Origin of the sequence: Methylomarinum sp. Ch1-1, assembly GCF_030717995.2 — a bacterium.
Lineage (GTDB): Bacteria > Pseudomonadota > Gammaproteobacteria > Methylococcales > Methylomonadaceae > Methylomarinum > Methylomarinum roseum.
The window spans coordinates 2275944-2296031 of record NZ_CP157743.1 but is presented as its reverse complement, the minus strand read 5'-3'; the positions used below and the strand labels follow the sequence as shown (position 1 = coordinate 2296031).

Annotated in this window: 16 protein-coding genes; 1 reads left to right on the top strand and 15 read right to left on the bottom strand. The window is 49.8% G+C overall.

Going from position 1 to position 20088, the window contains the following annotated elements; translation table 11 throughout:
* From wecC to Q9L42_RS10705, 11 genes are all read right to left on the bottom strand, one after another.
* Nucleotides 1-1260 carry a UDP-N-acetyl-D-mannosamine dehydrogenase gene (wecC, locus tag Q9L42_RS10755; protein WP_305908427.1) on the bottom strand — a complete coding sequence of 420 codons (1260 nt, stop codon included), beginning with the start codon at nucleotides 1258-1260 and terminating at the stop codon, nucleotides 1-3.
* The gene (gene wecB, locus Q9L42_RS10750; protein WP_305908428.1) at nucleotides 1250-2377 is read right to left on the bottom strand and encodes a non-hydrolyzing UDP-N-acetylglucosamine 2-epimerase; all 1128 of its coding nucleotides are present in this window, start codon (nucleotides 2375-2377) and stop codon (nucleotides 1250-1252) included. Before wecB ends, wecC begins: the two co-directional genes overlap by 11 nt.
* A 5-nt stretch (nucleotides 2378-2382) precedes the next feature.
* Nucleotides 2383-3576, bottom strand: a complete 1194-nt coding sequence (locus Q9L42_RS10745; protein WP_305908429.1) for a TIGR03087 family PEP-CTERM/XrtA system glycosyltransferase — start codon at nucleotides 3574-3576, stop codon at nucleotides 2383-2385.
* A gap of 4 nt (nucleotides 3577-3580) precedes the next feature.
* Nucleotides 3581-4606 carry a FemAB family XrtA/PEP-CTERM system-associated protein gene (locus Q9L42_RS10740; RefSeq protein WP_349431048.1) on the bottom strand — a complete coding sequence of 342 codons (1026 nt, stop codon included), beginning with the start codon at nucleotides 4604-4606 and terminating at the stop codon, nucleotides 3581-3583.
* A gap of 731 nt (nucleotides 4607-5337) precedes the next feature.
* Nucleotides 5338-6198, bottom strand: coding sequence for an XrtA system polysaccharide deacetylase (locus Q9L42_RS10735; protein WP_349431047.1), 861 nt, complete (start codon nucleotides 6196-6198; stop codon nucleotides 5338-5340).
* Nucleotides 6198-7217 carry an AAA family ATPase gene (locus Q9L42_RS10730; protein WP_349431046.1) on the bottom strand — a complete coding sequence of 340 codons (1020 nt, stop codon included), beginning with the start codon at nucleotides 7215-7217 and terminating at the stop codon, nucleotides 6198-6200. Before Q9L42_RS10730 ends, Q9L42_RS10735 begins: the two co-directional genes overlap by 1 nt.
* An 8-nt stretch (nucleotides 7218-7225) precedes the next feature.
* Complete coding sequence (locus tag Q9L42_RS10725) at nucleotides 7226-8872, bottom strand: TIGR03016 family PEP-CTERM system-associated outer membrane protein (RefSeq protein ID WP_305908433.1); 1647 nt, start codon at nucleotides 8870-8872, stop codon at nucleotides 7226-7228.
* Complete coding sequence (locus Q9L42_RS10720; protein WP_349431045.1) at nucleotides 8859-9725, bottom strand: XrtA-associated tyrosine autokinase; 867 nt, start codon at nucleotides 9723-9725, stop codon at nucleotides 8859-8861. Before Q9L42_RS10720 ends, Q9L42_RS10725 begins: the two co-directional genes overlap by 14 nt.
* Nucleotides 9726-9809: 84 nt before the next feature.
* Nucleotides 9810-11342 carry an XrtA system polysaccharide chain length determinant gene (locus Q9L42_RS10715; protein ID WP_305908436.1) on the bottom strand — a complete coding sequence of 511 codons (1533 nt, stop codon included), beginning with the start codon at nucleotides 11340-11342 and terminating at the stop codon, nucleotides 9810-9812.
* Between the two features lie 30 nt (nucleotides 11343-11372).
* The gene (locus Q9L42_RS10710) at nucleotides 11373-12068 is read right to left on the bottom strand and encodes a polysaccharide export protein (protein ID WP_349431044.1); all 696 of its coding nucleotides are present in this window, start codon (nucleotides 12066-12068) and stop codon (nucleotides 11373-11375) included.
* Between the two features lie 520 nt (nucleotides 12069-12588).
* Nucleotides 12589-14982 carry a tetratricopeptide repeat protein gene (locus Q9L42_RS10705; RefSeq protein ID WP_349431043.1) on the bottom strand — a complete coding sequence of 798 codons (2394 nt, stop codon included), beginning with the start codon at nucleotides 14980-14982 and terminating at the stop codon, nucleotides 12589-12591.
* A 273-nt stretch (nucleotides 14983-15255) separates the two neighbouring features.
* Here Q9L42_RS10705 and Q9L42_RS10700 point away from each other — a divergent pair, with 273 nt between their 5' ends.
* Nucleotides 15256-15744, top strand: coding sequence for a peroxiredoxin (locus Q9L42_RS10700; RefSeq protein WP_349431042.1), 489 nt, complete (start codon nucleotides 15256-15258; stop codon nucleotides 15742-15744).
* Between the two features lie 552 nt (nucleotides 15745-16296).
* On the opposite strand, the gene Q9L42_RS10695 is transcribed toward Q9L42_RS10700, so the two are convergent.
* The 4 genes from Q9L42_RS10695 to Q9L42_RS10680 form a co-directional block, all read right to left on the bottom strand.
* Nucleotides 16297-16896 carry a TetR/AcrR family transcriptional regulator gene (locus Q9L42_RS10695; RefSeq protein WP_305908443.1) on the bottom strand — a complete coding sequence of 200 codons (600 nt, stop codon included), beginning with the start codon at nucleotides 16894-16896 and terminating at the stop codon, nucleotides 16297-16299.
* 81 nt (nucleotides 16897-16977) lie between these two features.
* Nucleotides 16978-17538, bottom strand: a complete 561-nt coding sequence (pgsA, locus tag Q9L42_RS10690) for a CDP-diacylglycerol--glycerol-3-phosphate 3-phosphatidyltransferase (protein ID WP_349431041.1) — start codon at nucleotides 17536-17538, stop codon at nucleotides 16978-16980.
* Nucleotides 17528-19369 (bottom strand): excinuclease ABC subunit UvrC, encoded by a 1842-nt coding sequence (gene uvrC / locus Q9L42_RS10685; RefSeq protein ID WP_305910231.1) that lies wholly within the window; start codon nucleotides 19367-19369, stop codon nucleotides 17528-17530. The genes pgsA and uvrC overlap by 11 nt, the downstream gene beginning before the upstream one ends.
* A 4-nt stretch (nucleotides 19370-19373) precedes the next feature.
* Nucleotides 19374-20012, bottom strand: a complete 639-nt coding sequence (locus tag Q9L42_RS10680) for a uracil-DNA glycosylase (RefSeq protein ID WP_305908444.1) — start codon at nucleotides 20010-20012, stop codon at nucleotides 19374-19376.
* Nucleotides 20013-20088: the final 76 nt, after the last annotated feature.

Sequence of the window (20088 nt, the reverse complement as noted above, 5' to 3'; positions counted from 1 at the left end):
CTATTCTTTCTCCCATATGCCTCGGGCATCGATAATGACTTTTTCGTTCAATGTCGCCAACTTTACCCGCTTGAACAACGAGTGATCGGTCAGCGTCACGATGATATTGGCGGCCTCCAGGCTGTCAATCAAATTAGCTAACCTTGCGCCATGTTGATTTAAGCAGTCCGGCAACTGTTGGATATGCGGCTCGACCACCCACACCTCGCCGATTTGTTGCTCGATAATCCGTTGCGTGATCCCCACGGCCGGACTTTCCCTTAAATCGTCGATATCGGCCTTGAAGGCCAACCCCAGACAGGCGATTTTCGGATGCTTGAACTCGGCGGCGACCTTACGCAGCTTATTGACCACGAATTCCGGCTTGCTGTCGTTGACCTCCCTGGCCGTGCGTATCAAGCGCGCCTGTTCCGGCGCCGAATCGACGATGAACCAGGGATCGACGGCGATGCAATGGCCGCCGACGCCGGCCCCCGGATTGAGAATATTGACGCGCGGATGACGATTAGCCAATTTAATCAATTCCCAAACATTGATATTCAGGCGATCACAGATCATCGACAATTCATTGGCGAAGGCGATATTGACGTCGCGGAAAGAGTTTTCCGTCAGCTTGGCCATTTCCGCCGTTCTGGCGTCGGTGATCAAACAGTCGGCCTTGACGAATAGGCGATAGAGCTGTTCAGCCCTGGCGGCGCATTTCGGCGTGATGCCGCCGATGACCCGGTCGTTGGCGACCAATTCCTGAATGATATAACCCGGCAATACCCGCTCGGGACAATGGGCGATACGGATATCGGCGTTTTCGCCATCCTTATGGGGAAAACTCAAGTCCTCCCTGACCTCGCTCATCCATCGAGAAATCTTTTCCGTCGCGCCTACCGGGGAGGTCGACTCCAAGATGACCAGATTGCCCTTTTGTAAGACCGTCGCCAGTTGCTTGACCGCCGCCTCGATATAGGACAAATCGGGTTGATGTCCGTCCTTGAAGGGCGTCGGCACCGCGATGATGAAAGCATCGGCCGGCTCCGCCTGGGTCGTCGCCCTGAGTTTGCCGGTGGTGACGGCGCTTTGCACCAGCATATCCAGGTCCGGTTCGACGATATGAACTTTGCCTTGATTAATGGTATTGACGGCATGTTCGGAAACATCGACACCGATCACGTTAACGCCCCGGGAGGCGATCACGGCGGCGGTCGGCAGGCCTATATAGCCCAAGCCGAAGACTGAGACGGTTGCAAACCCTGGTTCATTGTGCATCGAATACACCTGCTATGATTCGTTGACTGGCTTTGCCATCGCCATAAGGATTATGGGCAAAGCTCATGCTGTTGTAGGCCTCCCGATCGTCTAACAACTCAATGACATTTTCGACTATGGCTAGTCGATCGGCGCCGACCAATTTGACCGTGCCGGCGACAACGGCTTCCGGCCTTTCCGTCGTATCCCGCATGACCAAGACCGGCTTTCCTAACGAAGGCGCCTCCTCCTGTACACCGCCGGAATCGGTCAAAATAATGTCGGCGACACTCATCAGATAAACGAACGGCAAATAGTCCAACGGGTCGATCAAATGAATGTTATCGATAGTCGACAAGATGCGCTGCACCGGTTCGCGAACGTGTGGATTCAGATGCACCGGATAGACTATCTGCACATCATCTCTGGCCGCCAGCGCCTGCAATGCCTGGCATATCTGCTCAAATCCTGCGCCAAAGCTTTCCCGCCGGTGACCGGTCACCAGGATGATTTTTTTGTCAGGCTGCAGAAAAGGAAATTGCTCGGCTAATTGCGCTGACAAATCGACATCCTGGGCAATTTTATCCCGCACCTGATATAAAGCATCGATCACGGTATTGCCGGTAACGACGATACGATGCGCCGGGACATTTTCCCTCAGTAAATTGTCCTTGGCCGTCGTCGTTGGGGCAAAATGCAGATCGGCCAAGGCGCCGGTCAGCTTGCGGTTGGCCTCTTCCGGCCACGGCGAATAAATATTATCGGTGCGCAGCCCCGCTTCGACATGGGCGACCGGAATTTTCTGATAATACGCCGCCAAGGTTGCGGCAAAGGTGGTCGAGGTATCGCCATGCACCAGAATTCTATCCGGTTTGAAATCGGCCAAGATCGGTTCCAGCCCGGTCAATATCGCGCAGGTAATGCCGGTCAGCCCTTGATTCTGTCTCATGATATCGAGATCGTATTCGGGACGAATGGCGAACAATTCCAACACCTGGTCCAGCATGGACCGGTGCTGAGCGGTCACGCAAACCCGGCAATCGAAACGATCGTCCTGTTGAAAGGCCTTGATCAGCGGCGCCATTTTAATGGCCTCCGGCCGGGTGCCGAAAACGATGAGTATGCGTCGTTTATTCATTGAGATTAAGAATTGATCAGTTCAGTCAATTGTTCGCCGCTGCGCCGCCAGCTGAATCGGGCTTCAACGAACGCCCGATTGCCAGGGGAGCTTAACAGTTCGACAGGTTTGGACAATAGCCGGCAAGCCTGCTCGGCAAACTTGTCGGCGTCATCGCAAAGCCAAACATCCTGTCCGGAGAAATCGGGAATTCCCTCCAATGCCGCCGCAGTCGCTATCACCGTTTTTTTCATCGCCATCGCCTCCAACACCTTGTTTTGTATGCCGCGAGCAATTCTCAACGGTGCGGCGACAAAGGCGGCATGAGCCAAATAAGGCCTGATGTCCTCGACCCGCCCGGTGACGACAATGTTATCATGTTCGCCCAGCTTCAAGACATCTTTACCCGGCTTGGATCCGACGATATAAAACATCGCATCCGGATCCTGCGCCAGGATTTTGGGAAAGACCTCGTGGGCGAACCAGATGACCGCGTCGGCATTGGCCCAGTAATCCATCGCCCCGGTAAACACGATGGCCTTGTCGCTTGAACGGTATGGACTCTCCAGATCCTTATCCGGATTGAAATAGTCGATATCGACGCCGTTATTGACCGCCACGATCGTCTGTCTGCATTCCGGCGCCAGTTGTTTGAACAATTCGGCCTCCTGCGGCGAAACGAACGCGGTCACTTTGGCCCTGGCCGCGACTTGTTTCTCAAACTGTAATAAGCGTCTAGATTCCCTGCGATAGATCCAGCTTTCCGGCCAGCATTTCTTTTGTGCATATTGCCGCCATTTGTCGGAGTCGACATCGACGAAGTCGGCAATGATTTCTATATCTTTTCGATCCACGACGAATTGCGCCATCACCGAAGAGAAAATAACCACGTTGTCGATCGCATGTTGTTCGATCATTTGCGCAGCCCAGGCCTGCATTTTTTGATTATGGTAATAAGGCAGGCTGAGCGCCTTGCCTGTCAACAAACCGCGGAGACTCTTTAATTTAGCGGTCGACGGCCTTAATGGCAGGCAAAAGACTTCCCGGCAATATTCTTTCAGCTGATCACAATAGCGCCAATCCTCTTCATCATCGATAAAGGTTCCCAAATAGACGTTAAAATGTTCGGCCAACGCTTGCAGAAAATGAAAGGACCGAATTTTGTCGCCCTTGTTAGGCGGATAAGGAATTCGGTGCGCCAAAAACAAGATATTTTGCATCGGCTTAACCTAAATCCTTGGCCAACCAGGGGCCCACAATCTGGCTGACAGCCAACGGCAGCCTTTTCCAGGCGGCAATAAACAATCGATATTTCGGATTGAGTGGATTGATGTCCGGCAAATCATCCGTCTTGAGCAGATGATATTCATAAAACAACGGTTCCGGCTCGAAACCCCAGTGCTTCTTGAACCGATAGGAACCGGTCCCCTGCTTGCTGCGGCCATAATCAAAGAGCTTGCAGCCTTTGTCGACGGCCCGGCGCATGACTTCCCAGTACATGAAATCATTACCCTGCACCGAACGCGCCAGGGCCGTGCCGCCGCCGTAGTAAGGCAATACTTCATCCTTGAAATAGAAACTCATGACGCCGGAGATTAATCGGTCTTGTGGATCGATCACGGTCAAGATTTCGCAATCCTGTTTGAACACGTCTTTCAGTATTTGAAAATATTTCCGCGAGAAAACCGGCGTGCCGAGATTGCGCACACTTTCCGAATAAGCTTTGTAAAAGCGTTCGACATCATCGTCTATCTCACTGCGCAAGCCCGCCTTGATGCCTTTGCGGATCATCGCCCGTTGCTTACGCGGAATCGCCTGCAGGTTTTCTTCCGCGCTGTCATGCAAGGCTTTTCTAAAGGTGACGTATAATTCCTTATACGGCCGCTCCGGTGTTTTTTGCGTTTTATTGCGCATTTCCAGATGATCGACGCCCAACTCGGCGGCCAGTTCACAGGCCTTACGGTCCAGTGCCGCAGCGGTTTCCTGATCGTCAGCGACGACGCCGCCGTAAACGCAAAAAGCGGTAGAACTCAGCGAATTGGAAAATAACAGGCTATTGACATGGACCAATGGCAAGATACCGGTTATGTTGCCCTGCCGCTCGGCATACAGATAATAACTCTTATGGCCGAATGAATGCCGAATGACTTCCCGCCAACCGGCTTTATGAAAAAAGCTCGCCTCGGTTGAATTTTCAACATAGTCATCCCATAAGCTTGTTTGCTGATCGTCCAGTAAATTGATTTTCATGTTGTTCAATCTAAGCCTGATTTTTTTTTAACAACCACCCCTAGAGCGAGTGGGTTTCTATTACAAAGCTTCCCTTTTCGTCGATCAAACGACTCTTCTAGCCTGTGACCATCCTGCATTGTAGGGCGCCTCTGAACAAAGTGAAGCGCACCCATTATCATGATGCGCCCCTATCGCCGGCACATCCTCCATTGTAGGGTGCCGCTGAACAAAGTGAAGCGCACCAATTACCATGACGCCCCTCCTGCCGTCGGCACACCTTACATTGTAGGGTGCTGCTGAACGAAGTGAAGCGCACCAAATTATCATGATGCGCCCCTACCGTCGGCACATCCTACATTGTAGGGCGCCGCTGAACAAAGTGAAGCGCACCAAATTATCATGATGCGCCCCTGCCGTCGTCACATCCTACATTGTAGGGTGCTGCTGAACAAAGTGAAGCGCACCCATTATCATGACGCCCCTCCTGCCGTCGGCACATCCTACATTGTAGGGCGCCGCTGAACAAAGTGAAGCGCACCCATTACCATGATGGCCCCTGCCGTCGGCACATCCTACATTGTAGGGCGCCGCTGAACAAAGTGAAGCGCACCCATTACCATGATGGCCCCTGCCGTCGTCACATCCTACATTGTAGGGTGCCGCTGAACGAAGTGAAGCGCACCAAATTATCATGATGCGCCCCCTAGCGTCGGCACATCCTACGATTTAATGCAATAATTGACAAAGTTTCATTCGATAAAGACATTTTCCATCGTGTCCCAATCAAAATCGCTCAACAAGGCTCTTAAGCGGCTTTCCATCTTACCCAGGTTCAAATAATGCCGGAACCGCGTTTTCATCGTTATCCCCCGCTGCTTGGGTTGATCGGGATCGATTTCCCAAGGATGAAAATAAAAAATCGCGGCTTGTCTTTCCTGTCGGGTAATATTATTTAACGCCCATTTGGAGAAGCGGTAAGGGTAAAAACGAAAAAATCCGCCACCGCCGCAGGGAATGTTTTTATCGAAAAATTTCAGCGTTGTGATCGGGATTTCCTTGAACGCTTTTCCCGCCAAGGGCTGATAGGCGAAACGCGGCGCATCCGGAATCCCGTACAAATCATGCTTGACCGGGTAAATACTGGAACTATAGGCAAAGCCCTCTTCACACAAGATATCATGAGCCCATAAGTTTGCATTATTGATCGAGTAGCTTGCCGCCCGGTAACCGATCACCGACTGTGCGCTTATCTGTTCCAGGATGTCTTTGGCCAGCCTGACATCGGCGCGAAATTGCTCGGGCGATTGTTCGCTGACGCGGATGTGTTGATAGCCATGGCAGGCCAATTCATGCCCTTCCTCGACAATTTTTTTGATCAGTTGTGGATAACGCTCCGCGACCCAGCCTAAGGTAAAAAAAGTCGCCTTGATATCGTATTCAGCAAATAACTCAAGAATACGCTCGGTATTCGCGACTACCCGATGCGGCAGATTATCCCAGCTCGACTTATCGATAATGGGTTCAAAAGCCGAGACCTGAAAATAATCCTCGACATCAACACTCATCGCATTGACTGTCGTCGTTTGCTTATTGACTGTTCGCATTTTCATTAATCGTCATCGTAGACATCATCCATGTCCAGCTGAATCAATATGGCTTTTCTTAATAAGGCCTGTTCTTTTTTCAGTTTATTACTTAACTCAGACACAGCTTCCTCCAGAGCCGCGACCCTTTGCTCCAAGCTGCCATTAGCTTCCGTTGTACCGGCTAAGCGCTCAGTGGTTACCTGCTGTTTTTGCGCCTTGATCGCCTGGGAATCCTCCATTATTTCGGCTATCACTTTCTTTGTCGCCTGCAAATCGATCTGCCTGAGTTCTTCCAGGAAACCGTAAAGCAATAATCTATCACAGACGGTATTGATACGCCTTGGAATTCCTTTGCTGAAAGCATGAACGGCCGCGATGGCTTCATCGTGAAACTGCGGATTCCCCTGCCAACCGGCTTTTTGCAAGCGAAATAGGATGTATTCCTTGGTTTCATCGGCATTCAAGGATTTCAGTTGATAGGTCGCGACTATTCTTTGCCTGACCTGCTCCATATCGGCCGCGAAGATACGCTTGCCCAACTCTTCCTGACCAATCAGAAAAGTCTGAAAAATGATATTGCCCTCCCATTCGTAATTGGACAACATGCGCAATTCTTCAATCGATTGATTGGGCAAATTTTGCGCTTCGTCGACAATCAACAATATCCGTTTCCCCTGCTTGGCTTTCTCCTTGAAAAAAGTCTCGATTCTGTTCAACAATACCGCCTTGCCGTCATCCAGCTCATAGGCTATCGCAAAGGTCGCCGCCAGCATCCGCAAGGTATCCTCGGCGCCGACATTGGAGCTCACTAACGAACCGATAATGACGGATTGATCATTTTCCAGGAATTTGCCCAGTTCTTTAACCAGCATCGTTTTGCCGGTGCCGGGGATGCCGGTGACCACGACGAAGCCCTCGCCCTGCGCCAAGCCATAGCGTAAATAAGCCTTAGCCCTTTTATGCCCGGAACTATCGAAGAAAAAACTCGGATCCGCATTCAATTGAAACGGATTCTTGCTGAGTTTGTAAAAGTTCTTATACATTTAACATCTTAGAATCGCATTGACAGGCTTGCACTGATGCGGTTTTCCGAAAACTCGTTGTCGCTGAGATCAGACTGTTGAGTGAGGTAACGATATTCCACCCTGCCGTTTAAATAACTGAAAAGATTCCGGGTGACGCCAACAGTCGCCTCGAAGCGTCGATCTTCTGTGGCATCGAAACCTTCGGTAGACTGCCAAAGAAAACGGATGTTCGAGCTGGTGCGCCTGGCAAAATTCCAGTTCCAGGAGCCGCTGAAGCCCAAAATATCCTCCTGGTTTTGACTGACCTCAAATTCTCTTCTTTCTCGGTAACCGCTGAGATTGAATACGCTTTTCCCAGTGCTGAACACCACCGATAAATCGGCCCGCTTGCTGATAAAAACCTCGTCGGTCAAGGTCGGCAAATCGGCGGCAAAGGTTAAGTTATTCAACCCATTGTCCACTGCATTGACTAACGGTTCTGAAACATTTTCGACGGGAATGCCCAAAAACTGGCTTAGCCTTTCCGCGGTAGACGCTCCCGTCGTCTGATTGAGAAAATCCGAATATGAAATACCGAACAGATCGGCGAATGTCCCGGTTTGTTGCTGCAACAGGATCTGTTGCGTGGTGAAGGTGTCTTCGCTGTAATTAAATGTCCAGACCGAACGCCGAGTATTGTACCTCAACGAAGACTGCCAGCGATCGCCGGTATTGGTGCCTATATCGTTATTACTGTAGGTCGTGCTCCAGTTGATTCTTCGAATCGGCCTGATATTGACGGTGACAAAGGCGTTATTGCCATAACCTGCCTGGACGCTGAAACGCGCACTGGGCCGCCACTGGGCGCCGGCGGTATAGAAAAAACCGTTCCTATTGCTGTCGGTTGTGGTCTGAAAACGGTTCTCCGAATGTCCGCCGCGAATAAACACGCTCCACTCCCGGTCGAAATACGTTCTTAATTCAGCCGATGAGTTCTGAAACTGAACATCATCGCCATCGCTGTTGTTTTGTTCTTGATTATTGAAGGCGACAAACCAGGTGAAACGGGAAAAATCCCTGCCGCTGTTCAGCCTGATGTTCTGACTGTAGGTATTGGTGCTGGACAATGCGCTTTGCCCGCCGCTGGTGGAGACCCTGTCATAACCGACGCGGACTTCACCATCGGCAAAGCTTTGCAAATGCGGCCGCCAATACGGTGAGATGCTCAACGTGTTCACCGTGGTGCTGTTTCCGCCTCCTGTGATATTGTCACTGGCGATATTTCTGTTGGAGACATTCTGCTGACTGATGGTGCTGCTGCTGTCCAGATAGAGTGAATTTCTCAACAGCTGATATCTGGAATTGTACTGTAGCTGATTATTGGTATTGAGACCTGAATTGCCGCCGGCATTATAAAGATTCTGCATTCTGTAATTCAGGTCAAAGGTATTAACCGAGGAGTTCGTGCGTAACGATACGCCCGGACTGACTTCGGTAACCAGTGCGCTGCGTTCGTCATCGCTACTCAAGTTGATGTTATCGGAATACACTTCCTCGACATTCAGCGTAGGCCGAATCACCCAGTTAACCGCAAAAACCTGTTGGCTGCTTACGGCGAATAAGAATACCGGCAACGATAATTTAAAGATTTTCTTGGCATTCCTATGACTTATCTTTGCTTCAATAGCGGCCATATCCATAATAGTTTGTATCCAGGGATCGCTCGGTTTTATTCAGCAAGGTCAATACGACATCGGCGCAATCCTCCAGTTTCTTCACCGATTCCATCACGATATTCTGAGGCGTGCTTTGCGCGGCGATCACCAGAACCACCTGCCCGACCAGACTGGCCAACACTTCCGCCTGCGTCGTCGCCAATAGCGGCGGGGTATCGAAGATGACGATCCTGTCAGCGTATCTTTCGCTGAGCTCTTTAGCCAATTCGACCATCTTATTGCTGGCCAACAATTCGGTCGAATATTTATGCCGCTTGCCGGCGGGAACAATCCGCAAGCCATTGATTTCGGTTTGCAGAATAACGTCGGCAAAGTCCTCGACCTCTCCTTCGAGATATTCGATCAACCCCGGCGTCCGCTTGATCCCCAACACCTTCGATACGCTAGGCTTGGAAACATCGGCATCGATCAATAGCACTTTTTTATCGAATTCGGCCGAAATACTGAGCGCCAGATTGATCGAGGTAAAGGTTTTGCCTTCACCCGGCACACTGCTGGTGATCAAAATCAGATTGGAGCGTTGAATATCTTTTTTTCTGGCGCCAATCGCATTGACGACCAACGGCCTCTTGATGCTTCTATACTCTTCCGCCAGCTTTGAATGACTCTGATCCGGACAAATATAGCCCTTATCCTTCAAAGAACTCCAATCGAATGTCTCCACCTGCCGGTCGGCGATTTTTTTATTATCGACCTCGACCGCGTCTTGATGATCAGCTTCGACGGAAGCCTCGGAAGAAACAAGGTCTTGATCGATGGGCTTCTTGCCCTGGCTCTCGGCCTTTTTCAAGGCTTCTTCAATGGTGCTCATTAGAAATCCAAGATTTTTTATAATTCATCACTCAGGCGCTCACTCGCCGGTTTAGTAATGCCGAATATCAAGGCGCGCAGCTTGCTAGGCATTAAAAAAGTTTAAGGTCATAACGCCGGCATAACTGCTCAGCAACAGAAAACTGACCGAAACAAACACCAGGTTATTGATTCTTTGTTTTTTAATCTGCTGATGGGTCATAAAGACAGACACGCTGCCCAAGACCGGCAAACCGGTCACCGACCGCAAATTTCTTGTCGTCGTGAATACCGGCCTGATGAGCACGAGCGATAGGGCGATAGCGATGCCGACAACAAAACCAATGAGCAAAACGAGCGAATACAACAATTCCCGGTTAGGCGCCGAAGGCGACAAAGGCCGGTTTGCCGGGTCGGCAATCCTGAATTTCAACGCGGCGGCCTGATTATCCACTTTTTCCGACATGGAGGCCTGCTCACGCCGCTCTATCAGGCTTAAATAATTCCGCTTAATCGATTCATAGTCTCTGTTAAGATTTTGCATTTCGGTTTCGATCGCCAGACGGCTATTGAACTCTTCGTCAGCCTGAGTCAATTTGGTCTTATAGCGTTCTTTTCTGGACTGTAACGTGGCGATTTCCGCATCAACCTGATTAATCTGCGCCTTAATCGACTGTACATAGGGATTCGACATCGCTTCCATGCCGGAGCCATTATCGCCAAGACCCTCTCCATTTTCGGCAATACGCTGTTCAATGGCTTCTATCGTGGAATCGATCGCCTTGACATAGGGATGATTTTCGGTGTATTTGATCAATAATTCGTCCTTTTGCGACAACAAATTACTGATTCTGGCGTCTTCCGGCGTTCCTTGATCGGCAAAATCGGTTAATCCCCACTCATCTTCAGACACGAGCGCTTCTTCAAGTTGCGACTGCAAGACTTCCTTTCTGACCAACATCTCGGAAACAGTCGTTTCGATCTGTTCAAGATCGCTTTGTATTGTCTGTATTTTACTGATCTGGTCTTCTCCCTGGCCGGGCAATAAGCCCAGGTTGGCTCGTTTGAAGTTTTCTCTGGCTTTTTCGGCATTACGCAAACGCTGTTCGTATTCCTGGATCTGTTCCTCGATGAAGCGTTGCGCGGAATCGACGTCATTTAATGTCGACCGTTGCGTTTGCGCGGAGAAAACCGACAGCACCGCCTGCACGACTTTTTGCGCCATGACCGGATTGGTCGATTCATAACTGATGGAAAAGATTTCGTCCCTGCCGCCGGAAATCTCGACACCGGACTTCAATCGATTGGCGATCGCCAACTTTCCGGCCTCACTCTTATAGTCCCCTTCGACACCGGCAAGTTCGGCGATTTTAAGCATATTTTGTTGCGTGAACATCAGCTTCTGCATGATCGCCACCAAGCCCCTGACATCGGCCTGCACGGCCAGCCCTCGCAACAACGGCCTGAGCATCGTGCGGGTATCGACATGCACACGAGCTTCGGAGGTATATTTGTCCGGCATTTGATAAACAAACAACCAGCCGGCCAAACTGATAAACCAGGTCGTCACAATGATCAACCATTTATGGCTGACCACACCTTTTACATAGGCTAAAATTTCGGCTAATTGATCTTGCATACCACTTCCTACCCGAGGATTAAGAACATATCAGAAAAAGGCTTCCGGGACGATGAGTATATCGCCCGGCATGATATTGACGTTGGCGCTCATGTCTCCGTCCTCCAATAAGTCGTCAATTCTGACGCCGAACTGCCTTTGCTCCCCGTCGACCCTGCGTATGATGCTGGCGCGATTGCCATCGCCATATTGACCGATGCCACCCAACTGTATCACCAGATCGAGCAAACTCATGCCCTTGCTATAAGGCAAAGCGGTAGCGCTGTAACGATTGGCTCCCAGGCCCCCGCCACCACCGGAAAAGCCGCCGCCACCGCCACCGCCACCGCCACCGGCACCGGCACCGCCGCCACTACCGCCGCCGCTGATTTGTCCTATCACCCTGACCTGTTGTGAATAAACCCCTTGAAAACCGCCGACGATGATCGCGACCTGAGGGTCCCTGACGAACTTGGCCAACGCCTCCTCGACTTCCCGGGCCAATTGATAAGGCGTTTTCCCGCTCGCGATTAAATCATCGACCAAAGGCGTGGTAATTTTCCCGTCAGGTCTGACCGTCACCCCCCTGGATATGTCGGGGTTTCCCCAAACAAAGATTTCCAGGCTATCGCCGGGGCCTATGATATAGGTATAGTCGGAAGGAAATTTAACATCCTCCAACGGAGGATATGTGCAGCCAGACAAAATAAACAAAGTGAGTAAAACAAATAAAATCTTATTTTTCATTAGCGAACACCTGATTTTCTTCCTTTTATTTTTTACATGACTGACTAAGTATTATAGTTCAGCCGGTATAATAGTCTATTAATAACCAAAGACCGCAGCCATTCTCAGTTTGGCGTTCAAAAAGGGCATGGGGTGTGTTTGGACAGGATGCTGCCGTACCCCCCCCCAGCACCTAAATCCCATGACTACAGGACTCTATTTTACATTCCAGGATAATCTAGGTGCTGGGCTCCTCGACAGACACACCCCAGACCCTAAACACTGCAAGAATGCTCAAACCGGGAATTGCTACAAAGACCGTGATGAAGCATAAAATGGCGGCCGATTAAACGATCTTAGTAACTGCTCGCCCCACTTATCGAACGCGGCAGGGCATGTAGGGTGGATAAGCCTGAAGGGCGCATCCACCAAAGATGCCGACCCGGTGGATGCGCTCCGCTTATCCACCCTACGAATGGGGGGGAGTAGTTACCGATCTTAATTAATTGAGTATCTATCATAATACGCTTTAAAAAAAACTTCATCGCTTAGCGGTCAGCAACTCATCTAACAGACCCTCTGCCGACTCCCGCTCAACGAAAGGTGATTTTTTACCGAGCCGCAAGGCCTGTCGCAGCTCCATAACGGCCTTCGACCTGTCGCCACGCTGATGATAAATTTTCGCCAGATGATATCTGAATACCGGCACATCGGGGGCCAGTACCAGCACCTTCCTTAATGCGGTCAATGCTTCGTTGACATTATCGCTTTTAAATTGCGCCCACGCATAGCTGTCCAGGAAATAAGGCTGCTCGGATTGCCTGAATTTCGCGGTTAGTTCTACCGCCCTGGCAATACCGGCCTCGGTTCCCTGCTTCAACAAGATGGCGGCAAGATTATTTTGCACCACCTCGATATCAGGCGCTAGCGTCAACACTTTCTCGTACTGGCTAATCGCCGAATCATATTGCCCTTGTTGCTCATGAAATGACGCCAAGGCCATCAGCAGCTTAATATTATCGGGTTTCTTTTGCAGCCCTTGCCGATAACTGCGTAACGCGGATTCATTCTTTCCCTGCTTTAAATACAAGCCGGCCAGTTCTCCGTATGCGGCGCTTACCATATCATGATCACGCAAATAATCCTGCAGCAATGCGATGGCTTGCTCCGTTTTGCCATCTAAAGCCAACAGCCGACTTTTTAAAATTTGGGCGGAACTCTGATTTGGATATTTTTCAATAAATTCGTCCAGATAGTTCAGCATGACGGAACGCTTGTTCAATCGTTCGTAATTATTGGCCATAGCCGCCAGTGAAGGCGCATGCCATGGATATTGCGTTAGAATCTGTTGATAAATATCGATGGCCTTAACGAACTGTTCTTGCCGGGTTCTCATTTGCGCCGACAACAATTGAGCTAACAAACCGCCACTCTTGCGTGTTTCGATCGCCTTGATGACTTTCTCTGCGCCTTCCCAATCCTTATCGTCAATCTGCACTTTCGCCAACATTTGCAACAAATCCAGGCTTTGTCCGCCTCTACGCATGGACGTCTGAATCAATTCTTTGGCGTAATCGTTATGCTCTTTTCTCAATGCCTGTTCAACCAGCGGCTGCAATGCCTGCTTGTTGGCGGGGTTAATCTTGAAGGCGTCGAGATATTTATTATAGGCCTTATCTCTGTCGCCGCGTTGCTGATAAATCTTCGCCAGTAAAACCAACGCGCTGTCCGAATCCGGTTTTTCCCATAGAATATTATTCAATAACGCTTCGGCTTGGGCATCTTTTTCCTCGTTCAATAACAAGGCGGCCTGCATCACCTTGGCATCGACATAATCAGGATTAATGCTTAAAAGCCGTTCTAACAAGGCGGAAGCCTGTTGAAATTCCTTTTGCTGAATGCTGATGCCGGCCAGCATGAATAAGGCGCTTTGCTTAGGCTTGCTTTGATCCTGCTGGCCGGCAACGATTTTAGTCAAGATAGCCTTGGCTTCATCCCCCCCTTTTTTTGACAAGGCCCATTTTGCCAATGCGATTTTATCCTCGGCCTTGGCGGCCGGCAAGAAAGCTTGTAATTGCTGAAACGCTTCGGGCCTGTTAGCGGTCGCCAGAAATTCCAACAGCATCAGCTTGGCCTTGATATTATCCGGCTTCTCCTTAACCAAACCGCGCAATACGGCTTCCGCCTGCCGTCTGTCTTCATTGTTGACATAGGCCCTGGCCAGCGCATATTTGATTTCATCGTTGTCCGGCTGGACTTTCATCAATGCCCTATAGTCATCGACCACTGCGGAGACATCATTTTGCCGACTATGCAACTGAATTTTCAGCAAATGAACGGTGATGTTTTCAGAGTCTAGACTTAAGGCATGTTCAGCGGTCGCTAGGCCTTCATCATAGCGTTGTTGTTTCAGCATGATAACGGTCTTCAAGGCCAACGCATCGATGAAATCAGGGTCTTTTTCCAGCACCTTATCGACCCAGTCCAGCGCTTCCGCGCTTTGTTGCCGCTTTTCAAAAACCTGCGCCCGCAGCGTCATCGCCTCAAGATTGTCGGCTTGAGCCGTCAATACCGTGTCAATTTCCGCCGACACCAGGTCGATATCATTGAACAACAAATGGACTTTAGCCAGTTTGATGCGGGCGTCGAGATTGTCCGGTTTCAGCTTTAGCGCTTCCTGCAAGTTCATGCGCATCGCCTTAAAATTACGCGTTTTTTCGTTCAGCAGCGCCATATAATAATAAGAGTCAGCCGCGTCCGGATTCTTCTGAATCGCGTTCTTCAACTCCAGCTCCGCCTTTGCATATTCACCTTGTGAATAAAGATCGACCCCTTTTTGCAAAAAGTCTTCGTCGCTAGACTCAATGCTGTCGCAAGCGCTTAGCGCTAATAATGCAAGGCCCAAAATGCTCGTTCTTTTTGATTTATTGATCATCGCTAAACCCAGATTTGAATCACATCACCTTTACCGAAACAACAACACCGTTCCTGCGCTGCCTTAAATAATAGCATTTACCGTTAAAGCAACTGATTCCGTTCTTTGTTACACCGCCGACATCGATAAACGCTAACCAGTTTACCCTGTTTCACATCGAACTGTTTTTCTTTTAGAATTTGCCACTTATGAAAACCGTTTCGGCATAAGGTCAAGCCTTTGTATTTGTCGCCCGGCTTCGGCTTCTTGAATTGAATAACATTACCCATAACAATGACGCATCAGTTAAAAATCGGTCAACCCGCTCCTGCTTTTATACTGCCTGACGGCAATCAAAACAATCATTCTTTATCGGATTATCGCGGCTCATGGCTGGTATTATTCTTTTATCCTAAAGATCTCACGCCCGGCTGCACCGCAGAGGCTTGTCAATTCCGCGACCATTATGCGGATATCCAAGCAAACAATAGTCAAATTTTAGGCATTAATACAGATAACTCTGCGAGTCACAAGCATTTTATCGAAAAAAAACAGCTGCCTTTTTCGTTGCTTTCCGATACTAACGGAGAAACATGCCGGGCTTACGGTAGCTTATTCAAACTGGGTCCGATCAAATTCAGCAAACGCCACACTTTTATTATCAACCCAGATGGCAACATTGCAAAAATTTATCGCAAGGTATCTCCGGACCAGCACGCCCGACAAATTATCGACGATTTAAAGAGCCTTCAGGAACGGTCAGTTAGAAAATCAGGCACATAAAACCCAGAGACTGGCTTTTAGATAGCGCCGGGTTAACTACCATGCCAGGCATCTTTGTCATGATGGTATCAGGAAATACTGACCAAGTCAGCATTTCACGGCATCGCAGCTGTAGGGTGGATTTTCAAAGCCGGACGGAGTTGTTTGGCAGCTTGCTTCGCGAAGCCGCCCTACGTTGGTGGATCCGCTGCGCTTGATCCACCCTACCGGTGCAAGGGTGTGCTGACGATAGGATGCGCACCGGTTTTTGATGCGCTTCACGTTGTTCAGCACATCCTACGCAGGAAAGCGACGCTGGATGACGATCGGCTTTACATGGGCATCGCAACCGGGGGGATTCGCCGCCAAGCAATCGGCCTGGATACGCACAACGCCCAATTTTGACTCCGGTGGCGGGTTTTGGCGGCTTGCTTCGCGAAGCCGCCCTACGTTGACCACGCTGGCATCACAATCCGTTTTTCAAAGCCGGACGGAGTTTGCAACTCCGTCCGCAATCTTTCATCGCAAGAGCGGTGGATGATCAAGCGCAGCCGATCCGCCAACGAGGCTGAATTACTTTCTCGCCACACAGCCCCAGGCCGCCAACCAGACCTGGGCCTGATAACTGTCTGCATCTTTGTCCAGCGCGCCGATCAAAACCATTTGCAAGGCATGGTTAATAATGCCAAAAAAATAGGTATAGGCCATTAAAGGATCAATCGCCTTGATTTCACCGTCTTTAATGCCGTTCTGGAAAATGCGTCGAATTTTGTTGAATGGCGCAGTTTCCAATAAAGGCTTTTCGTCCGGCAAAAATTCATTGACATTGATTAGCAGCAAAAACTGTATGACTTCAGGCGCGTCATCGGTCAATTTGAATAACAAATCGACAATCTCCCGCAACTGTTCCGAGGCCTTCTTGTTTCTGCGTCGAATATCATCGATGGAAATACTCAAACTATCGAGGATATTCTCATACAAGGCGGCCGCGATGGCCTGTTTGGTTTTGAAGTGCTGATATATGCCGCTGGTAGTCTTAATATCCAACGCACCTTTGATATCGGTTAACGAGGTATTGAAATAACCTTTTTCAGCAAACAGCTTTAATGCCGCCAGTAAAACCTCATCCTGTGTCAGCGTTTTTTTCTGTTGACTCTCTTTTTCCTTTTCCATTGTTTTATTTTCAGCTTTACCTGCTGTTTCAAATTATAGGTAATCGACTGTTCGACGCAAATTCATGGCATCGGACAGCGTTTATTCTTTTAGCGTCGATACCGCCGCCATCAAATAATTAATCATAGACCACAGCGTCAAGATAGCGGCCAGGTATAACAACCAATAACCGATCATATTGATCGGCAAGCCCAAAAAATCCTGGCGATATAATAGCATACCTATCGCGACCATCTGCGCGGTGGTTTTCCATTTACCCAACTGGGAAACCTTAACCTTCGCGCGCTGACCGATTTCGGCCATCCATTCGCGTAAAGAGGCGATGGTAATTTCACGACCGATGATGATGGCCGCCGGGATAGCCAAATAAGCAGAGCCCTGCGACTGTACCAGCAACACCAACACAAACGCCACCATCAGTTTATCGGCAACCGGATCCAGAAAGGCGCCAAAAGCCGTTTCCAGACTCATTTTCCGAGCCAGATAGCCATCCAACCAGTCGGTCACGCCGGCAATGATGAATATCGCCGTACAAGCGATATTCGAATACTCCCAAGGCAAATAAAAAACCACTGCCAATAAAGGAATCAGCGCAATGCGCAATAGTGTCAAACAGGTCGGTAAGTTAAATTCAACTGCCATCTTGATAGTGAAATGTATCGTATATTCTCTGCGCCAATTGCCGGCTTATGCCATCCACACTCGCCAGGGCATCGACGCCCGCGCTGGAAACACCCTGCAAGCCGCCAAACTGTTTCAACAAAATCTGCCTTCTCTTCGGCCCCAAGCCGGCGATCCCTTCCAGTATCGATGTTTTCTTCGCCTTCGCTCGCCGTTGTCTGTGCCCGGTAATCGCAAAGCGGTGAGCCTCATCGCGTATATGTTGAATCAACAATAAAGCGCTGGCGCCGGAACTGACATCGAGCGGCTGCTGCTGATCGGCCAATATTATTTTTTCCATTCCGGCTTTTCTATCCGGCCCTTTGGAAACGCCCACTATCATAACATTGTTTAGCTCTAATTCCGCTAATGCCTTTTGTGCTTCGTGAACCTGGCCTTTGCCCCCGTCTATCAAAAGCACATCCGGCGCCTGATGTTCACCTTGTTTCATACGCTTGAAGCGGCGGTAAACTGCTTGATGAATCGCGGCGTAATCATCGCCCGCCGTTACCCCCTCGATATTGAAGCGGCGATAAGCCGATTTGACCGGTCCTTCCCGGTCAAACACCACGCAGGAGGCCACTGTTTGCTGGCCCTGGGTATGGCTGATGTCAAAGCACTCCAGTCGTTTCGGCAATTCGTCGCACCCCAACTCTTCCTGTAAACTCAGGAAACGGGCATAAATTCCCTGTTTATCCGACAATTTGCTCAATAGCGAATTATCGGCATTGGTTGCCGCCATTTGCAACCATTTTTGCCGTTCCCCTCTGACATTTGTGGAAATCGTCACGGAATGACCGGCCTGCTGAGCCAACACCTCGCCGAGCAATGCGCTTTCGGCTAAAGGGTGACTGACGATCAATTCATAGGGCGGCTGCCTGTCGAGATAATATTGTGCGATAAAGGCCTGCAAGATACCACCCGCTTCATGCTCTTCGGTCATTTTCGGAAAATAAAGTTTGTTGCCCAAATTCTGGCCGTTGCGGATAAAAAAGACCTGAATACAGGCGACTCCCGCCTTAGTCGCACAGGCGATGATATCGACATCGCCTTTTTCGCCATGAACGAAGTTTTTCTGTAACACCGAACGCAAGCGCGCAATCTGGTCCCTGATCGTCGCCGCCTGCTCGAACTCCAGGTTTGCCGAAGCCTTCTCCATCTTGCCGATCAGCCGGTCGATCAGTTCATTGCCTTTACCCTGCAGAAACAAGACCGTATTATCGACATCTTCGCGGTATTTTTCCCGGCTGACCAAGCCAACGCAGGGCGCCGTGCAACGTTCAATCTGATACTGCAAGCAAGGTCGGGAGCGATTATTGTAATACGAATCCTCGCATTGTCTAACCGGAAAGATTTTCTGCAACAGCTTCAGCGTTTCCTTAACGGCGCCGGCGCTGGGATAGGGCCCGAAATACTGGCCTTTTCTCTTCTTGGCTCCTCGGTGAAAGCTAATTTGCGGAAAATTCTGGTCGCTGGAAATGAAGACATAGGGGTAAGACTTGTCATCGCGCAGACAAATATTGTAGCGCGGCTTATGGCGCTTGATCAGCTGACTTTCCAGCAGCAAGGCTTCGCCTTCGGTATGAGTGACCGTAACCTCGATGGAGGCGATCTTGGCCACCATCGCCTGCTGCTTGGGCGAAGCCGACTGACTGCGGAAGTAACTGGACACGCGATTCTTTAGATTCTTGGCCTTACCGATATAAAGTATCTTGCCATGTTCATCCAACATTTTATAAATGCCGGGACGACGGGTCAGATGCTTCAGAAAAGCCTTTCTATCGAATTCAGCCTGAGCCGCTCCAGGCGCCATCATATCAACCGTTTATCGCTTGTATCGTTTTAAACACATCGGCAAACATCTCCACTGTCAGCCTTTTAGTCTGTACATTATAACGGCTACAGTGATAAGAGCTCACCAGAGTCTTGCCGTCAGGCAAGACAAAGGCCTGATTATGGCCGAAGCGAGCGCTACTCAATTTTAGACCATAGGCTTTCAAGACCGCCTGATGGGCAATGCTGCCTAAGGCTAGAATCACCGCATCCGTATTTAGCGCTTTAATTTCCGCCGCCAAAAAATGATTGCACTGATTGATTTCAGCGCCGGTGGGTTTGTTTTGCGGCGGCAAGCATTTGACCGCATTGGTGATCCGGCATCCTTTCAATTGCAAACCATCTTGCAAGGAGACCGAATCCGCCTTGTTGCTATAACCGAAATCATACAGGGTCCGATACAACAACAAACCGGCATAATCACCGGTAAAAGGCCTGCCGCTTGCGTTAGCGCCGTGCATCCCGGGCGCCAGGCCGACGACCAACAAGCGCGGATCCTCATCGCCGAACGGAGCGACTGGACGCGCATGATATTCCGGGTGTTTCTGCTTGACGTCGCATAAAAACGTCTCCAAGCGTCGACATTGCCGGCATTCCTGATCAAAAATTTCTTTACTTAACATAAATTCACGATAATTATTCAGCGTACTTTTATCAGAGGCTGCGTCAATCCAACATCTTTCCCTATATTCATCACAC